This window comes from Kitasatospora sp. NPDC059408 (assembly GCF_042751525.1).
Classification (GTDB): Bacteria; Actinomycetota; Actinomycetes; order Streptomycetales; family Streptomycetaceae; genus Kitasatospora.
In genome coordinates this window covers 1-15348 of the sequence record NZ_JBHYWI010000132.1, presented here as the reverse complement: position 1 = coordinate 15348, position 15348 = coordinate 1, and the positions used below count along the sequence as shown (strand labels likewise).

Annotated in this window: 14 protein-coding genes; 6 read left to right on the top strand and 8 right to left on the bottom strand. The window is 72.7% G+C overall.

Going from position 1 to position 15348, the window contains the following annotated elements:
- Nucleotides 1-95 precede the first annotated feature (95 nt).
- The 6 genes from ACFXDE_RS41950 to ACFXDE_RS41925 all read right to left on the bottom strand — a co-directional run bounded on the left by ACFXDE_RS41950 (nucleotide 96) and on the right by ACFXDE_RS41925 (nucleotide 5265).
- Complete coding sequence (locus tag ACFXDE_RS41950; protein WP_380445204.1) at nucleotides 96-416, bottom strand: DMT family transporter; 321 nt, start codon at nucleotides 414-416, stop codon at nucleotides 96-98.
- A gap of 7 nt (nucleotides 417-423) precedes the next feature.
- Complete coding sequence (locus tag ACFXDE_RS41945) at nucleotides 424-1113, bottom strand: HAD family hydrolase (RefSeq protein WP_380499455.1); 690 nt, start codon at nucleotides 1111-1113, stop codon at nucleotides 424-426.
- Nucleotides 1114-1179: 66 nt separating this feature from the next.
- Nucleotides 1180-2265 carry an ABC transporter ATP-binding protein gene (locus tag ACFXDE_RS41940; RefSeq protein ID WP_380445206.1) on the bottom strand — a complete coding sequence of 362 codons (1086 nt, stop codon included), beginning with the start codon at nucleotides 2263-2265 and terminating at the stop codon, nucleotides 1180-1182.
- A gap of 34 nt (nucleotides 2266-2299) precedes the next feature.
- Nucleotides 2300-3109, bottom strand: a complete 810-nt coding sequence (locus ACFXDE_RS41935; RefSeq protein ID WP_380499456.1) for an ABC transporter permease — start codon at nucleotides 3107-3109, stop codon at nucleotides 2300-2302.
- Entirely contained in the window at nucleotides 3109-4092 is a 984-nt protein-coding gene (locus tag ACFXDE_RS41930; RefSeq protein WP_380499454.1) for an ABC transporter permease, read from the bottom strand. The genes ACFXDE_RS41935 and ACFXDE_RS41930 overlap by 1 nt, the downstream gene beginning before the upstream one ends.
- A gap of 6 nt (nucleotides 4093-4098) precedes the next feature.
- Entirely contained in the window at nucleotides 4099-5265 is a 1167-nt protein-coding gene (locus ACFXDE_RS41925) for an ABC transporter substrate-binding protein (protein WP_380499452.1), read from the bottom strand.
- Between the two features lie 348 nt (nucleotides 5266-5613).
- Between ACFXDE_RS41925 and ACFXDE_RS41920 the strand changes: the two genes are divergently transcribed.
- Nucleotides 5614-6402 carry a GntR family transcriptional regulator gene (locus tag ACFXDE_RS41920; RefSeq protein ID WP_359960935.1) on the top strand — a complete coding sequence of 263 codons (789 nt, stop codon included), beginning with the start codon at nucleotides 5614-5616 and terminating at the stop codon, nucleotides 6400-6402.
- A gap of 45 nt (nucleotides 6403-6447) precedes the next feature.
- Here ACFXDE_RS41920 and ACFXDE_RS41915 read toward each other — a convergent pair whose 3' ends face one another.
- Nucleotides 6448-8022, bottom strand: coding sequence for a TauD/TfdA family dioxygenase (locus ACFXDE_RS41915; protein ID WP_380499451.1), 1575 nt, complete (start codon nucleotides 8020-8022; stop codon nucleotides 6448-6450).
- 325 nt (nucleotides 8023-8347) lie between these two features.
- Here ACFXDE_RS41915 and ACFXDE_RS41910 point away from each other — a divergent pair, with 325 nt between their 5' ends.
- Nucleotides 8348-9922, top strand: a complete 1575-nt coding sequence (locus ACFXDE_RS41910; protein WP_380445216.1) for an APC family permease — start codon at nucleotides 8348-8350, stop codon at nucleotides 9920-9922.
- Nucleotides 9923-9980: 58 nt separating this feature from the next.
- Here the strand turns inward: ACFXDE_RS41910 and ACFXDE_RS41905 are convergent, their stop codons facing one another.
- The gene (locus tag ACFXDE_RS41905; RefSeq protein ID WP_380445217.1) at nucleotides 9981-11069 is read right to left on the bottom strand and encodes a pyridoxal-phosphate-dependent aminotransferase family protein; all 1089 of its coding nucleotides are present in this window, start codon (nucleotides 11067-11069) and stop codon (nucleotides 9981-9983) included.
- Nucleotides 11070-11165: 96 nt separating this feature from the next.
- Between ACFXDE_RS41905 and ACFXDE_RS41900 the strand changes: the two genes are divergently transcribed.
- From ACFXDE_RS41900 to glnII, 4 genes are all read left to right on the top strand, one after another.
- Nucleotides 11166-12257: an amidohydrolase family protein gene (locus ACFXDE_RS41900; protein WP_380499449.1), complete on the top strand. Its 1092-nt coding sequence runs from the start codon at nucleotides 11166-11168 to the stop codon at nucleotides 12255-12257.
- 58 nt (nucleotides 12258-12315) lie between these two features.
- The gene (locus ACFXDE_RS41895; protein WP_380445219.1) at nucleotides 12316-12993 is read left to right on the top strand and encodes a uracil-DNA glycosylase; all 678 of its coding nucleotides are present in this window, start codon (nucleotides 12316-12318) and stop codon (nucleotides 12991-12993) included.
- A gap of 126 nt (nucleotides 12994-13119) precedes the next feature.
- Entirely contained in the window at nucleotides 13120-14103 is a 984-nt protein-coding gene (locus ACFXDE_RS41890) for an SCO1860 family LAETG-anchored protein (protein WP_380499448.1), read from the top strand.
- 176 nt (nucleotides 14104-14279) lie between these two features.
- Complete coding sequence (glnII, locus tag ACFXDE_RS41885) at nucleotides 14280-15302, top strand: glutamine synthetase GlnII (protein WP_380499447.1); 1023 nt, start codon at nucleotides 14280-14282, stop codon at nucleotides 15300-15302.
- Nucleotides 15303-15348: the final 46 nt, after the last annotated feature.

Genomic DNA, 15348 nt, shown 5'->3' with positions numbered 1-15348 from the left:
CCTGCGACGCCTAACACCGCGATCCTCACGGCGGAGCTCGTCTGAAGCGTCCGATGTGAATTAGAGACAGGCCCGCGCCGCCGGACCGGGAGGGTTCAGTGGCCGCCCTTGAGGTTGAGCACGACCACCCCGACGATGATCAGGGCGATCCCCGCGATCTGGAGCCTGCCGAGCGACTCGCCGAAGGCGACGACGCCGATCCCGGCGACCGCCGCCGTCCCGGCGCCCGACCAGACCGCGTACGCGACCGAGACCGGGATGTGCTTGAGCGCGCGGCCGAGCAGCGCGAAGGAGAGCACGTAGCCGACGCCCACGCCGACGCTGGGCCAGAACTTCGAGAAGCCCTCGGTGAGCTTGAGGCAGCTGGTCGCGCAGACTTCGCTGAGGATCGCGAGGGCGAGGAGGAGGTAGGGCATGCCGGACTCAAACGGCCTGGTGGGCGCCGAGCTTCCCGAGCAGGGCTAGATCCGCGTTCGCCAGGCTGTCGAGCAGCGTGATCCGGGCGCCGTCCGGCATCGGCGTGGCCGTGGACGGGACGGCGAGCACGGCGCAGCCGGCCGCGCTGGCGGAGGTGACGCCGGTCGGGGTGTCCTCGACGGCGACGCAGGCGGCCGGGTCCAGGCCGAGGCGCTCGGCGGCGGCCAGGTACGGGTCGGGCGCGGGCTTGGTCCGCTCGGTGTCCTCGGCGGCGAGGGTGACGGTGAACCAGTCCCGGCCGATGGTGGACAGGACGAGGTCGACCACCCGGCGCGGCGAGGCGGAGACCAGCGCGGTGGGCACCCGGGCCTCGCGCAGCGAGGCGAGCAGGGCGAGCGCGCCGGGGCGCGGGACCGTCTCGGCGGCGACCTTGCCGGCGAAGGACTCGCCGAGCCGCTCGGCGACCTCGGCCTCGCTCAGCTCGGTGCCGCTGACCCGGTGCAGGTGGGCGGCGGTGTGCTCGACGGCGCGGCCGAGCACCTCCGGGGCGTCCTGGTCGGTGAGCGGGCGGTGCAGCTCCTCGGCGAGCTCGGCGGCGGCCTCCCACCAGAGGTGCTCGGTGTCGACCAGGGTGCCGTCCATGTCGAACAGGACGGCGGCGGGCAGTGCGGATTCGGGCAGTGCGGATTCAGGCATGGCGGATTCAGGCATGGCGGTACCTTCGGTGGATCGTCAGGAGCGAAAAGGGGACGTCACAGGCTCTCAGGCCGAGCGGCGGTCCACCAGTACGGGTCGCTCGGGGAGGGTGAGCGCGGCGCGCGAACCGGCCGGGAGGGCGGCGGCGGCCTCGGTCGGCAGGTCGGCCTTGACCTCGGTGCCGTCGTCCAGGCGGACGGTGAGCCGGGTGACGGCACCCAGGAAGGACGCGGTGACGACGAGGGCCGGGCCGTTCGCGGACGGGGTCAGCGTGACGTTCTCCGGGCGGACCAGCACCTGGAGCTCGCCGTCGACCGGCAGGGCGCCGTCCACGGCGTGCCGGCGGCCGAGCACCTCGACGCCCCCGTCGGTGCGGGTGCACGGGATCCGGCTCATGGTGCCGACGAACTCGGCGACGAACGCGGTGGCCGGGCGCGAGTACAGCTCGTTCGGGCTGGCGCACTGCTCCAGGCGGCCCGCGCGCAGGACGGCGACGCGGTCGGCCATCGACAGCGCCTCCTCCTGGTCGTGGGTGACGAACAGGGTGGTGATCCCGAGCTCCTGCTGGAGGCGGCGGATCTCCTCGCGCAGCTGGAGGCGGACCTTGGCGTCCAGCGCGGACAGCGGCTCGTCGAGCAGCAGGACGCGCGGCTGCAGGGCGAGCGCGCGGGCGAGCGCGATGCGCTGCTGCTGGCCGCCGGACATCTGGTGCGGGTAGTGCCCGGCACGCTGCGGCAGGCCGACGAGCTCCAGCAGCTCCTGGGCGCGCCGCCGGCGCTCGGCCTTGCCGGCGCCGCGCATCCGCAGCCCGAAGGCGACGTTGTCGAGCGCGGTCAGGTGCGGGAAGAGGCTGTAGGACTGGAACACCATGCCCGCGTCGCGCTTGTGCGCCGGGATCGCGGTGATGTCCCGGCCGTCGACGAGGACCTCGCCGGAGTCGTGCTGCTCGAAGCCGGCCAGGATGCGCAGCGCGGTGGTCTTGCCGCAGCCGGACGGGCCGAGCAGGGCGAGCAGTTCGCCCGGGTTGACGGTCAGGTCCAGGCCGTCGAGGGCGGTGGTGGCGCCGAACGAGCGCCGCAGGGAGCGGAATTCGACGGTCGCGCCGCCGGTGGCCGGGGCCGTGCCGGTGGCGGTGGCGGTAGCCGTGGTCATGGGGGAGGTACTCCTGGGAAGCGGAAGGGGCGGATCAGGACCGCGCGGACTTGCGGCCGCGGCCGACGGCGGACATCAGCAGCAGGACGAGCCAGACGATCAGCAGGCTGAGCATCGACACGGCGACGGACATCTGGCCGTCGCTCTTGCCGTTGGAGTTGATCCACACCGAGAAGGGGGCGAAGCCGAGGATCGAGGCGGTGGTGAACTCGCCGAGCACCAGGGCGACGGTGAGCACAGCCGCGTTCAGCAGCCCGCTGCGCAGGTTCGGCAGGACGACGGTGAACACCGCGCGAAGCCAGCCGGCGCCGCAGTTGCGGGCGGCCTCGACGAGGGTGACGACGTCGACGCCGCGCATCCCGGCGTCCAGCGCCCGGTAGGCGAACGGGAGCGCCATCAGCACGTACGCGATGATCAGGACGACGGGGAAGTTCGGGTCCTGGATGGCCACGATGGTCTGGAAGAACGGCGTGTCCTGCAGGTAGTCCGGGCCCCAGCGCAGCACGCCGATGATGCCGGTGGTCAGCGCGACCACGGGGACGACCAGCGGCATCGAGCACATGATCTCGATCACCGGGCGCAGCTTCGGCGCGCCGAGCCGGGCGGCGAGCATCGCGGGCACCAGCAGGAGCAGCAGCACCGCCACGGAGACGCCGGCGAGTTCGAGGCTCAGCACGAGGCTGTCGGTGAAGCCGGGGGCGTTCACCAGCTCCGTGTAGGCGCGGAAGGTGGTGCCGCCCTTGTTGTCGTCGATGCTGAACCACAGCGACGCGGCCATCGGGACGGCGAAGTAGATCCCGCAGATCAGCAGGACGAGGCCGCGGCCGAAACGGATGCGGTTGATCAGGCGAGCCACTTGGCACTCCGGCGCTGAAGGGGCAGGTACACGGCCATCACCAGGCAGGCGACCACGATCATGTCGAGGCCGAGGGCGAGGGCGAGGTTGCCCTGGCCGACCAGGACGTTGCCGGACAGCGCGTCGCCGATCTGCATCGAGATCAGCGGCACCGAACTGCCCACCATGGCCTCGGCGGTGGCGTACGCGGCGAAGGAGGCGCCGAAGAGCAGCACGAAGCCGCCGAGCAGCGAGGGCGCGAGCACCGGCAGGGCCACGTGGCGCCAGTACTGCACGCCGGTGGCGCCGTTGTTGGCCGCCGCCTCGCGCCACTGGGTGCGCAGGCCCTCCAGGGCCGGGGTGATGGTGATGACCATCAGCGGCACCAGGAAGTACAGGTAGACCACCGAGAGGCCGGAGAAGGTGTAGAGGTTCCAGCCGTGCTTGGTGAGGCCGAACTGCTTGGTGACCTCGCCGGAGTTGCCGAGGGTGGCGACGAACATGAACGCGAGCGGGACGCCGCCGAAGTTGGCGAGCACGCCGGAGGCGGACATGACGGCCTCGCGGAACATCCGCAGCCGGGAGGTGGCGACCGCCTGGGCCAGCGGCAGGCCGACGACGGTGGCGATCAGCGCGGTCAGCAGGGAGAGCTTCACGCTGCCCCACAGGGCGGTGAAGTACGCGCCCTGCAGCGAGCCGGTGAGGTTGTCGGTGGTGAACGTGCCGCCGCCGTCGGGGGCGTCGGTGGAGGTCGTGAACGCGCCGATGGCGATCGCGATGGCGGGCAGCCCGAAGCCGATCGCGAAGAACAGCAGCAGGGGGAGGGCGGCCAGCCAGGCCCGGCCGCGGGGTCCGCCGCGCTTGCCGGGGCGGGGGGCCTTGGCGGCCGCGGTGGTGGCCGGGGATTCGGGGGTGACGGAGCCGGGGGCGCCGCCCCCGCCGCTACGCGCGGCGGAGGCGGAGGCCGGCACCGGGGTGGGAGCCGTGGTCATCTCAGGTCAGCCCGCGATCGCCTTGGCCCAGTTCTCGGTCACGACCTTCTTGGCCGCGTCGGTCTGGTCCGGGGTGGGGAAGGTGGTGAAGGGCTTCTCGACCGGCGGCAGCTTCGAGGCGGCGTCGGCGTCGAGGGTGCCGGCGGCCTTCATGGCGTCGAAGAGGGCCGGGGTGGCGAAGCCGCCCATGAAGCCGTTCTGGCCGGCGGCGCTGTAGAGGTACTCCTCCCACAGGCGGGCGGCGGCCGGGTGCGGCGCGTCCTTGTTGACGGCCTGGTTGTAGTACTGCGCGTAGGAGCCGTCCGACGGGATGGCGACCTGCCAGTCGATGCCCTTGTCCTTGAACTTCACCGAGTAGCCGGCGTTCAGGTACGACCAGTCGATGCTGATCGGGGTCTCGCCCTTCTCGATGGTCGCCGGGGTGACCTCGACCGGGTTGAAGTTGCCGGCCTGCTTGACCTTGCCGAAGAAGTCGATGCCGGGCTGGATGTTGTCCAGCGAGCCGGCGTTGGCGAGGGCCGCGGCGTAGACGGCGCCGAAGGCGGCACCGGCCTTGGTCGGGTTGCCGTTCAGGGCGACCATGCCCTTGTAGTCGGGCTTGAGCAGGTCGGCGAAGGTCTTCGGGCAGACGGCCACCTTCTTGGCGTCGCAGCCGATCGACATGTAGCCGCCGTAGTCGTTGTAGCTCAGGCCGCCCGCGTCCTTCATGGTGGCCGGGATCTTGTCGAAGTCGGCGACCTTGTAGGGGGCCAGCAGGCCCTGCTTGCCGGCGCTGATCGCGAAGGCCGAGCCGAGGTCGACGACGTCGGGGGCGCGGTCCTGGCCCTTGCGGGAGGTGATCGCGTTGATCTCGTCCTGGCTGGAGCCGTCCGGGTTCTCGTCCTCGATCTCGATGCCGTACTTCGCCTTGAAGTCGTCCATCAGCTTGCCGTAGTTCGCCCAGTCGCGCGGCAGCGTGATGACGTGGAGCTTGCCCTCCTTCTTGGCGGCGGCGACCAGCGCGTCCATGCCGCCGAAGTCGGCGACGGAGGTGGCGGTCTTCGCGTCCTTGCCGCCCGAGGCGCTGTTGGACTTCGCGGAGGACGAGCCGGCGGAGCCGCAGGCGGTGAGGGAGAGCGCGGCGGCGGTCAGGACGGCCGCGAAGGCGGCGGAGCGGGCGCGGTGCACGGACACTGGTCAGTCTCCTGATCGGGGGTGTACTGCGAGGGGTGAGTGCGGAGCAGAGGTGTCTGATCGGGGGATCGTGCGAGTGGCGGCCGGTGCTCGGGTTCGTCCGATAGCCGGGCGAGTCCGTCCGAGTTGACTAGCCAACTTCGCTGACGGGGGTAAGTAACCCGGAGTCCGGTGACGGGAAGGTGAACGGACGGCCCAGAACCGGGGTCGGCTGCGGGAACGGTGGAATCCGGCCGGTCGGGAGTGATCCGTCCGGTGCGATGCTTCGAAGGCGCAGCGGGATAAGGTCGGGCTGTCCGCGCCGGTACGGCTGCGCAGGACACCGCCCCAGGAGGGACATTGACTGACGTGGCAACGGATCCCGGGCTGGAGCCGGGGCGGCCGGCGGAGCGCACGGGAGCCCTCTACCGCAAGGTGGCCGCCGACCTGCGCGAGGCGATCACCTCCGGCGCGTTCGGCGAGGCGGGCCGGCTGCCGGCCGAGGGCGCGCTGGCCGAGCAGTACGGGGTCTCCCGCGGGACGGTCCGCCAGGCGCTGGCCGTGCTCCGCTCGGACGGACTGGTCACCTCCCGGCGCGGCACCCGGCGCGTGGTGCTCGGCGGCGCGCGGGTGCAGAGCTTCTCCGAGCTCCTCAGCTTCACGCACTGGGCGTACTCGATGGGGGAGGAGCCCGGCGGCATCCTCGACTCGCTGGTGCGCCGCCCGGCCGACGCCGCCGAGCGCGAGCAACTGCGGCTGGAGCCGGGCGCCGACGTGTACGTGACGGTCCGGCTGCGGACGCTGTCCGGCACGCCGGTGATGGTCGAGCGCACCGTCTACCCGCCGCGCGTCGGCGAGATCGTGGCCGAGCTGCCGCCGGACGTCGTCTCGCACACCGAGGTGCTGCGCGAGCACGGCATCCTGTTCTGCGACGCCGACCACACCATCGACATCGTCGCGGCCAACGCGGAGGACGCCCGCCTGCTCGGCTGCCGCCGCGGCGGCCCGCTGCTGCGCGAGCGGCGGCGCACGACCGACCCGACCGGCACGCCGGTGGAGTGGTCCCAGGACCGCTACCTGCCCGGGACGGTGGCGTTCAGCGTGCACAACTCCCTGGCGACGTCCGCGCTTTCGCGGCACGCGCGCGAACTGGACTGAGCCGGGAGGGGAGGACCTTTCGGTTCTCCCCTCCCTCGCTCCCCGCTACTTCATGAGCGAGGCGAGCAACGGGCGGTAGTGCTCGAAGTCCGGTGTGGGCGCACCGGCGGCCTTCGCCTCGTCGTCCCAGCGGCGGACGGCCACCGCGTCGGCGGCGCCCGGGAGCGCGGCGAAGGCGGCGGCCTGGGCGTCGTCCATCGGGCCGCCCTGGACCTTGAGCGTGTACTCGGACGCCTCGGACAGCCGCGCGCGGTAGTCCGGCTCGACCGCGCACAGGTAGCGCTTCGCGGCGACGTGCAGCCGGACGGGCCCGGTGACCTCCGGGCCGAACCACTGCGCCAGCCAGTCGGCGCCGCTGTCGCTGTGCCGGTTGTCCTGCCCCTGCATCAGGTCCCGGCCGTGCAGGGTGCCCTGGAAGTGACCGACGTCGTGCAACAGGGCCGCGGCGATGAGGTGCGCCGGTGCTTGGGCCGCCTCGGCGGCAGCGGCGGCCTGGAGCATGTGCTCGGCCATCGTGACCGCCTCGCCCAGGTACTCCCCGGCGCCCTCGCCCGCGAACAGCTCGGCGACCGCGTCCAGGGCGGCGGTGCGGCGGTGCAGCACGGCGAGGGTGGAGGCGAGCGAGTCGAGGTCGGCGTAGCAGCCCTGGAGGTGGCGGTGGCCGTCCTGCTGGAAGCCCGTCCGGGCGTGCAGGAGGCGGGTGTTGTCGAAGATCAGGCAATCGCCGGGGCCGAGGCGGAAGGTCAGCTGGAGCTCCGGGCGGAGCGTGATGGCGGCGAAGCGGCGGTAGGCGGCGTAGAAGGCGTTCCTGTCACCACTGCGAAGGGTGCCGATCGACCGGTTGTTGAACCGGACCTCGCGGATCCGGCCGAGCGGGTCGACGTCGATCAGCGGACGGTCGGCGCGCAGTTCGGTGCCGCGGTCGCGGAAGACGAACGGGACGGGGGTGCGGGTGAGGACGGCGAAGTCCGCCGGGGCTTCGTCCCGGAGGACGGCGGCGGCCTTGAAGCCGTCGACGAGCCCGGAGTCGCCGCCGGTGGCGGAGTTCTCCAGGCAGTGCAGGAGCTGGAGGGTCGGCACCGGGTCCCGGTACGGGTTGTCGGTGTGCGGCGTGATGGCGGCGCTGGTGAAGGCGAGGTTGTTCGGGTCCGGCTCGACGCGGACGTCGAACAGCTCGCCGTAGTTGGTGACCCGCACGAACCCGAAGCTCTCGGCGACCTCACACACCTTTCCCTCCGTGGTCGGCACGCCGCGCAGCACCGCGAACCCGCTGCGCTGGACGGCCGCCAGCACCGCGGCCTGCTCGGCGGGATCGGCCAGGTACGCCTCCCACGCGGCCTCCGGCAGCCCGCGCCGGAAGTCCGCCGCGACCCAGAGCCGCTTGTCGGCCTCGGTGCGCCCGTCCCCGTCGCCGGCCTCGGCCAGCCAGGCGAGCGGGTAGCGCGAGCGGTGCCCGTCCGACCAGAGCACCTCCAGGTTCCCGTTCATCTCGCACTGCGCCGCGATCGCGAGGTCCTCGGGCAGGTCGGCGATCTGGAACAGCTTCTGCCCGTTCCGGGGGTCGCGGCACTCGGCACACGGGCAGTTGTCGCGCAGCCAGTACGTCGGCAGCTCGGGCATGGCGGTGGTCCTCCTCGGCGGCATATGTGGCGTGGAGTTGTATAGCCAACTTCACCCCGTCGCCCGGGAGCCTGCCGCCCCCCGGTGAGTTCCCGGTGCCCTGCGGGTGAACGCCCCGGGAACTGTCCCGGGAGATCCCGGCCGGATTCGGCCGTTCGGGTGAGGGGGGTGGTCCCGGGCGCGTTTTGGCGAGGGAGAAGGGGCGGGGCTGCGGCACTGTCGGGGTGGATTTGTCCCGATAGGTGAGAGGTGGCCGGGTATGGCTCATTCCAGGACGACGGCTCCGGCTGGGTCAGGGCATACCGGGCTCAAGCGAGAAGTCGGGATGGTCGGGCTGCTCTGGGCCTCGGTCGGCGCGATCATCGGGTCCGGCTGGCTGTTCGGGGCGCAGAAGGCGGCGGTGGCGGCCGGGCCGGCCGCCCTGCTGTCCTGGGGGATCGGTGCGGTGGCGATCATCCTCCTGGCGCTGATCCACGCCGAGCTGGGCGGGCTCTTCCCGGTGGCGGGCGGGACGGCGCGCTACCCGCACTACGCGTTCGGCGGGTTCGCGGGGATGTCGTTCGGGTGGTTCACGTGGCTGCAGGCCGCGACGATCGCGCCCATCGAGGTCCAGGCGATGATCAACTACGCCCGGCACTGGACCTGGGCGGACGGCTTCCTGAACAAGGACCTCACGCTGACGGGCAGCGGGTTCGTCGTCGCGGCCGTGCTGCTCGGGGTCTTCGTCGCCGTCAACTTCCTCGGGGTCCGGCTGCTCGCGCACACCAACAGCGTGGCCACCGTGTGGAAGGTCGCGGTCCCGATCCTGGCCATCTTCGCCCTCGGGATCACCGAGTTCCACGGTTCCAACTTCAACGTCCACGGCTTCGCGCCGGACGGCGCCAAGGGCGTGCTCGCGGCCATCAGCACCAGCGGGGTGATCTTCGCGCTGCTCGGCTTCGAGCAGGCCATCCAGTGGGCGGGCGAGAGCCGCAACCCCCGCCGGGACATCCCGAGGGCCGTGCTCGGCTCGGTGGTGGTCGGCACGATCGTCTACGTCATGCTCCAGGTGGTGTTCATCGGCGCCCTGCCGCCGGAGACCTTCGCCGGGGGCTGGGGCAAGCTCGACTACCCCGGCATCAGCGGGCCGTTCGCGGGCCTCGCCACGCTGATCGGGCTCGGCTGGCTCGCCACCATCCTGTTCATCGACGCGGTGATCTCGCCGGCCGGTACCGGGCTGGTCTACATCACCTCCAGCTCGCGGGTCACCTACGGCCTCAGCCGCAACGGCTACGCGCCGCAGGCCCTCCAGTACACCGACAAGCGCTCGGTGCCCTGGCTCGGCCTGGTCATCGCCTGGGTGGCCGGCGTGCTGTGCTTCCTGCCCTTCCCGAGCTGGCAGCGGCTGGTCGGGTTCATCACCTCCGCCGTCGTGCTGATGTACGCGGGGGCGCCGCTGGCCTTCGGCGTGCTGCGCAAGCGGCTGCCGGGGCTGGAGCGCTCGTACCACCTGCCGGCCGGCTCGGTGATCTCGCCGCTGGCCTTCGCGGTGGCGAGCCTGGTCATTTACTGGTCCGGCTGGGACACCCTGTGGCGGCTGGGCCTGGCGATCCTGATCGGGTACGCGCTGCTCGGCGGGTACTCCGCGTACGCCGCCTCGAAGGGCATGCCGAACGCGCCGCGGATGGACTTCAAGGCCGGGCAGTGGCTGCCGGTCTACCTGGTCGGGATGGGGATCGTCTCGTGGCAGGGGACCTTCGGCGTGGGCGCCCAGGGGAACCTGCCGCTCTGGTGGGACATCGGGGTCGTGGTGGTCTTCTCCCTGGTGGTCTACTACTGGGCCCTCGCGGTCGCGCTGCCGCGGGAGGAGATCGAGCGGAACATCCGGGGCGTCGAGGTGGTGGACGCGGGCGGGCACTGACCGCCGGAACGGAGAGCGGCCCCCGAGGAGTCCCGGGGGCCGCTCTCCGCTTGTGCGCTCAGCCTTCGACGGTCGCGGCCCAGGCGGCGTCGGCGGCCGCCAGGGCCGGCTCGGCGTCCGCGCCGGTCGCGGCGGCCAGGGCGGTGAGGCACGCGCGGACGGTGTCCGGCGAGGCCGCCCGGCCGTAGTGGTTGACCCGGAGCATCTCCGCCGCCAGCGCGCCGCCGCCCGGCTGGACGGGGAGCGACGGGTCGAGGGCCGCGGCGAGCTCGCCGGCGTGCACGCCCGGGGCGGTGCGCAGGGTGGTCGCGACCGGCGCGGCGTGCGCGTCCTCCGTGACGTACGGGGTGAGCGTGCCCAGCGCGCGGACGCCGGCCCGGGTCGCGGCCGAGGCGGCGCGGTGGCGGGCGATGACCGCCGGCAGGCCGTCGGCGGCGATCCGGTCGAGGCAGGCGCCGAGCGCCAGCATCTCCAACTGGGCCGGGGCGTGCGGCAGTACGGCCCGCCCGGCGTCCGTCCAGCGCTCCTTCCAGTCCAGCAGGGACAGGTACGAGCGGCGCGGGGCGGCCGGGTTGGCGGCGATCCGCTCCCAGGCGCGCCCGGAGACGGACACCGCGGAGACGCCGGCCGGGCCGCCCATCGCCTTCTGGCCGCCGATGACGCACAGGTCGACGCCCCACGCGTCGGTGAGCAGCGGCTCGGCGGCCACCGAGGCCACCGCGTCGAGCATCAGCAGCGCGCCGTGCTCGCGCACGACGGCGGCGATCTCGGCGACCGGGTTGGTGTTGCCGGTGGCGGCCTCGGCGTGGACCAGCGAGACGAAGTCGATCGCCGGGTTCGCGGCCAGCGCGTCGGCGACCTGCCGCGCGCTCACCGCGCTGTGGAAGGGGACCGCCAGGTCGACGACCTCGGCGCCGCACGAGCGCAGCCAGTTCCCGAAGGTCTGGCCGTACGGGCCGGTGACGATGTTGAGCGCGGTCGAGCCCGGGTGCGCGGCGCCGCGGATCGCGGCCTCCAGGGGCAGCAGCGCCTCGCCCTGGGTGACGATCACGTCCGCGGAGGTGTGCAGCAGCGCGGCCACCTGGTCCTCGATCGCCGCGAACCCGGCGGCGCTGAGCGGGGGGAGGTCGTCGAGGAACACACTCACAGCTGGTGCCTTTCGCGCACGGGTGGTTGGGACGGGAACGAGTCTGCCGCATTCTCGCCGCTCCCACGGAACCCGCCCGTCGGTAGAGTGCGGGCCATGAGCGATGGCGCGGTGCTGCACGTCCGGGGTCGGGTGCTGGTCGGTCCGGAGGACGTCCGGGACGAACTCTGGGTGGTGGACGGCCGGGTGAGCTTCACCCGCCCGCCCGGCGCCGGGGACGTCCGGACCGTCACCGGCTGGGCGCTGCCCGGCCTGGTCGACGCGCACTGCCACGTCGGCCTGGACGCGCACGGCGCGGTGGACGCCGAGACCAGCGAGAAGCAGGCGCTCACCGACCGCGACGCCGGCACCCTGCTGATCCGCGACGCCGGCTCGGCCGCCGACACCCGCTGGATCGACGAGCGCGAGGACCTGCCGCGGATCATCCGGGCCGGGCGGCACATCGCCCGCACCCGCCGCTACATCCGCAACTACGCGCACGAGATCGAGCCGGGCGACCTCGCCGTCTACGTCCGGGCCGAGGCCCGGCGCGGCGACGGCTGGGTCAAGCTGGTCGGCGACTGGATCGACCGCGAGCACGGCGACCTCACCGCCTGCTGGCCCGGCGACGCGCTGGCCGAGGCGATCGCGGCGGCGCACGAGGAGGGCGCGCGGGTGACGGCGCACTGCTTCGCGGCCGAGTCGCTGCCGGACCTCCTCGCGGCCGGCATCGACTGCGTCGAGCACGCCACCGGGCTGACCGAGGAACTGATCCCGGCCTTCGCCGAGCGCGGGGTGGCGATCGTCCCGACGCTCGTCAACATCGCGACCTTCCCCGCGCTGGCGGCCGGCGGCGAGGGCAAGTTCCCGGCCTGGGCCGCGCACATGCGCCGCCTGCACGAGCGCCGCTACGACACCGTCGGCGCCGCGCACGACGCCGGGATCCCGGTCTTCGTCGGGACGGACGCGGGCGGCTCGCTCGCGCACGGCCTGGTGGCGGAGGAGGTGGCCGAGCTCGTCAAGGCCGGACTGAGCCCGAACGAGGCGCTGTCGGCGGCGAGTTGGGGTGCGCGCGAGTGGCTCGGGCGCCCGGGCCTGGAGGAGGGCGCCCCGGCGGACCTCGTGGTCTACGACGAGGACCCGCGGGCCGACGTCCGGGTGCTGGCCGCACCCCGCACGGTGGTGCTGCGCGGCCGCCCGGTGGGATGACGGTTCTCAAGATCATCCGCTGAACGCGCTGTCGGCGTAGGCCGATAGGGTGGCGACCATGGCACCGCGTCCACTTCACGAGATCGTCGAGCCCGGCTGGGCGACCGCCCTGGCACCCGTCGCCGGGCAGGTCGCCGCGATGGGCGACTTCCTGCGCGCCGAACTGGCCGCAGGCCGCACCTACCTGCCCTCCGGGCCGAACGTGCTGCGCGCCTTCCAGCAGCCCTTCGCCGACGTGCGGGTGCTGATCGTCGGGCAGGACCCGTACCCGACCCCCGGGCACGCCGTCGGGCTGAGCTTCTCGGTCGGGCCCGAGGTGCGGCCGATCCCGGCCAGCCTGATCAACATCTTCCAGGAGTACGGGACGGACCTCGGCCTCCCGCAGCCGTCCAACGGTGACCTCACCCCGTGGACGCAGCAGGGCGTCCTGCTGCTCAACCGCGCGCTGACGACGGCGCCGCGCAAGCCCGCCGCGCACCGCGGCAAGGGCTGGGAGGAGGTCACCGAGCAGGCGATAAAGGCGCTGGTGGCACGCGGCGGCCCGCTGGTGGCGATCCTGTGGGGCCGGGACGCCCGGAACCTGCGGCCGCTGCTCGGGGAGGTCCCGGCGATCGAGTCGGCGCACCCGAGCCCGTACTCGGCGAACGGCGGCTTCTTCGGCTCGCGGCCGTTCAGCCGGGCCAACGACCTCCTGGCGCGCCAGGGGGCGCAGCCGGTGGACTGGCGCCTGCCCTAGCAGTTCCGGGTCACGGCGGAACGCCAACCTCACTCCAACGAGTGAAATGACGTTCCGTGTGACTCGTGTGACGGATCGTTTGAGAAGACTGGCGGCTCATCGTTCCACCGCTGTGGGGGTACCGCCATGTCTTCCCGACGAATCGTTTCTGTTGCCGCTGCCACGGTGGCGTGCGCGCTGCTCACCGTCCCGCCCGCCCGGGCGGGCGGGCCGACACCGGCGCCGGCGCCCGGATCCCCGGGCACGGCGCGCGCCGTCACCGCCGAGCTCGCGCTGGACGTCAGCCTGCTGAACAAGGCGGTGGACGTGCCCATGGACATAGCGCTGAACAAGGTGGAGACGCCCGCGCAGCGCGAAGGCTCCGTGCTGACCGCCAAGGTCGACGGCGTCGACCAGCAGGGCCCGGTCACGCTCGTCAAGGCCGACGTCGGGAAGTCCGTGACGCGCTCCGACGCCAAGGGCACCGCCGCCTCCGTCCGGCTGGTCAACGCCGACGTGCACGCCCCCGGCCTGCCGGCCACCGCGCTGCTCGGCCTGGAGGCGATGAGCGCCGAGGTGACGTGTCCGGTCGACGGGCAGCCGACCGCGAACGTCGTCGCGCCCGCGAAGCTCACCGTGCTCGGCAAGCCGGTCACCGTCGGCCTGTACGCGCCGACCACGGTGGACGTGCCGCTGGTGGGCAGCGTCTCGGTGGAGTTCTCCAAGCGCACCACCACCTCGACCACGGCCGCCGCCTCCGCGCTGGAGGTGCAGGTGGCGGTGAACCCGCTGAATCTGAACGTCGCCAAGGTCACCGGGAAGATCACCGTCGCCTCGGTGAGCTGCGAGAAGCCGGTCCCGCCGACCGGCCCGGCCACGGCCACACCGACCCCGGCGCCCACCACGGACGCGCCCACCGGCGTGCCCACCGCCCAGCCGGTGGCCGACACCACGACGGGCGCCGGCGCCGCGCACGCCGCGTCCGCGCGCCCGGCCGCGGGCCTGGCCGAGACCGGTGGCAGCAGCGCCACCGGCCCGCTCGCCGCCGGGGCCGCGGCGCTCGTGGCGGGCGGAGCCGCCGCCCTCTGGGCCACCCGGCGCCGCCGCGCCGCGCACGCCCGTCACCACTGACGGACCGCCCCGGGGCACGAGAGGAAGCGGGAGTGTCACCCCCGGCACTCCCGCACCGTGACCGTGTCAACGCGGACGGTTGGTTCACATGCGCGTTACATGAGAGGAACAACCGGGAAACGGCGGCTTGCGACGCTACGCGGGCACCCACCACCCAGCAATGCGAGGGACCAGCCGTGGCAATCAAGGCCGAGTACATCTGGATCGACGGCACCAAGCCGACCGCGAAGCTCCGTTCCAAGACTCGCGTCCTGCCCAACGCCGACAAGATCCCGACCTGGGGCTTCGACGGCTCGTCGACCAACCAGGCCGAGGGCCACGCGTCCGACCGCGTGCTGGAGCCGGTGAAGGTCGTCAAGGACCCGATCCGCGGTGGTGACAACATCCTGGTCCTGTGCGAGGTCCTGGAGACCAACGGTGCGGCGCACGAGTCCAACACCCGTGCCCTGCTGCGCGAGGTCGCCGAGAAGTACTCCGCGCAGGAGTCGATCTTCGGCATCGAGCAGGAGTACACCTTCTTCAAGGGCTCCCGCCCGCTCGGCTTCCCGGAGGGCGGCTACCCGGCCCCGCAGGGCGGCTACTACTGCGGTGTCGGCGCCGAGGAGGTCTTCGGCCGCGAGATCGTCGAGCTGCACCTGGACCGCTGCATGGACGCCGGCCTGGCGATCTGCGGCATCAACGCCGAGGTCATGCCCGGCCAGTGGGAGTTCCAGATCGGCCCGGTCGACGCCCTGACCGTCTCGGACGACCTGTGGATCGCCCGCTACCTGCTGTACCGCACCGCCGAGGAGTTCGGCATCGACGCCACCCTGGACGCCAAGCCGGCCCGTGGCGACTGGAACGGCGCGGGCGCCCACACCAACTTCTCCACCAAGGCGATGCGCGAGGGCTACGACGCCATCATCATCGCCTGCGAGTCGCTCGGCACCTCCCAGGAGAAGGTGCTGGAGCACGTCACCCAGTACGGCGCCGACATCGAGTCCCGCCTGACCGGCAAGCACGAGACCGCCCCGTGGAACGTCTACAGCTACGGCGTCTCCAACCGCGGTGCCTCCGTCCGCATCCCGTGGCAGGTCGAGGTGGAGCAGAAGGGCTACATCGAGGACCGCCGCCCGAACGCGAACGTCGACCCCTACGTCGTCACCCGCCTGCTGATCAACACCTGCTGCGAGGCCCTGGAGAAGGCCGGCCAGGTCTGATCCGCCGCACCGCGCACGTACGGCCGCAGGCCCTTCCCCGCCACGG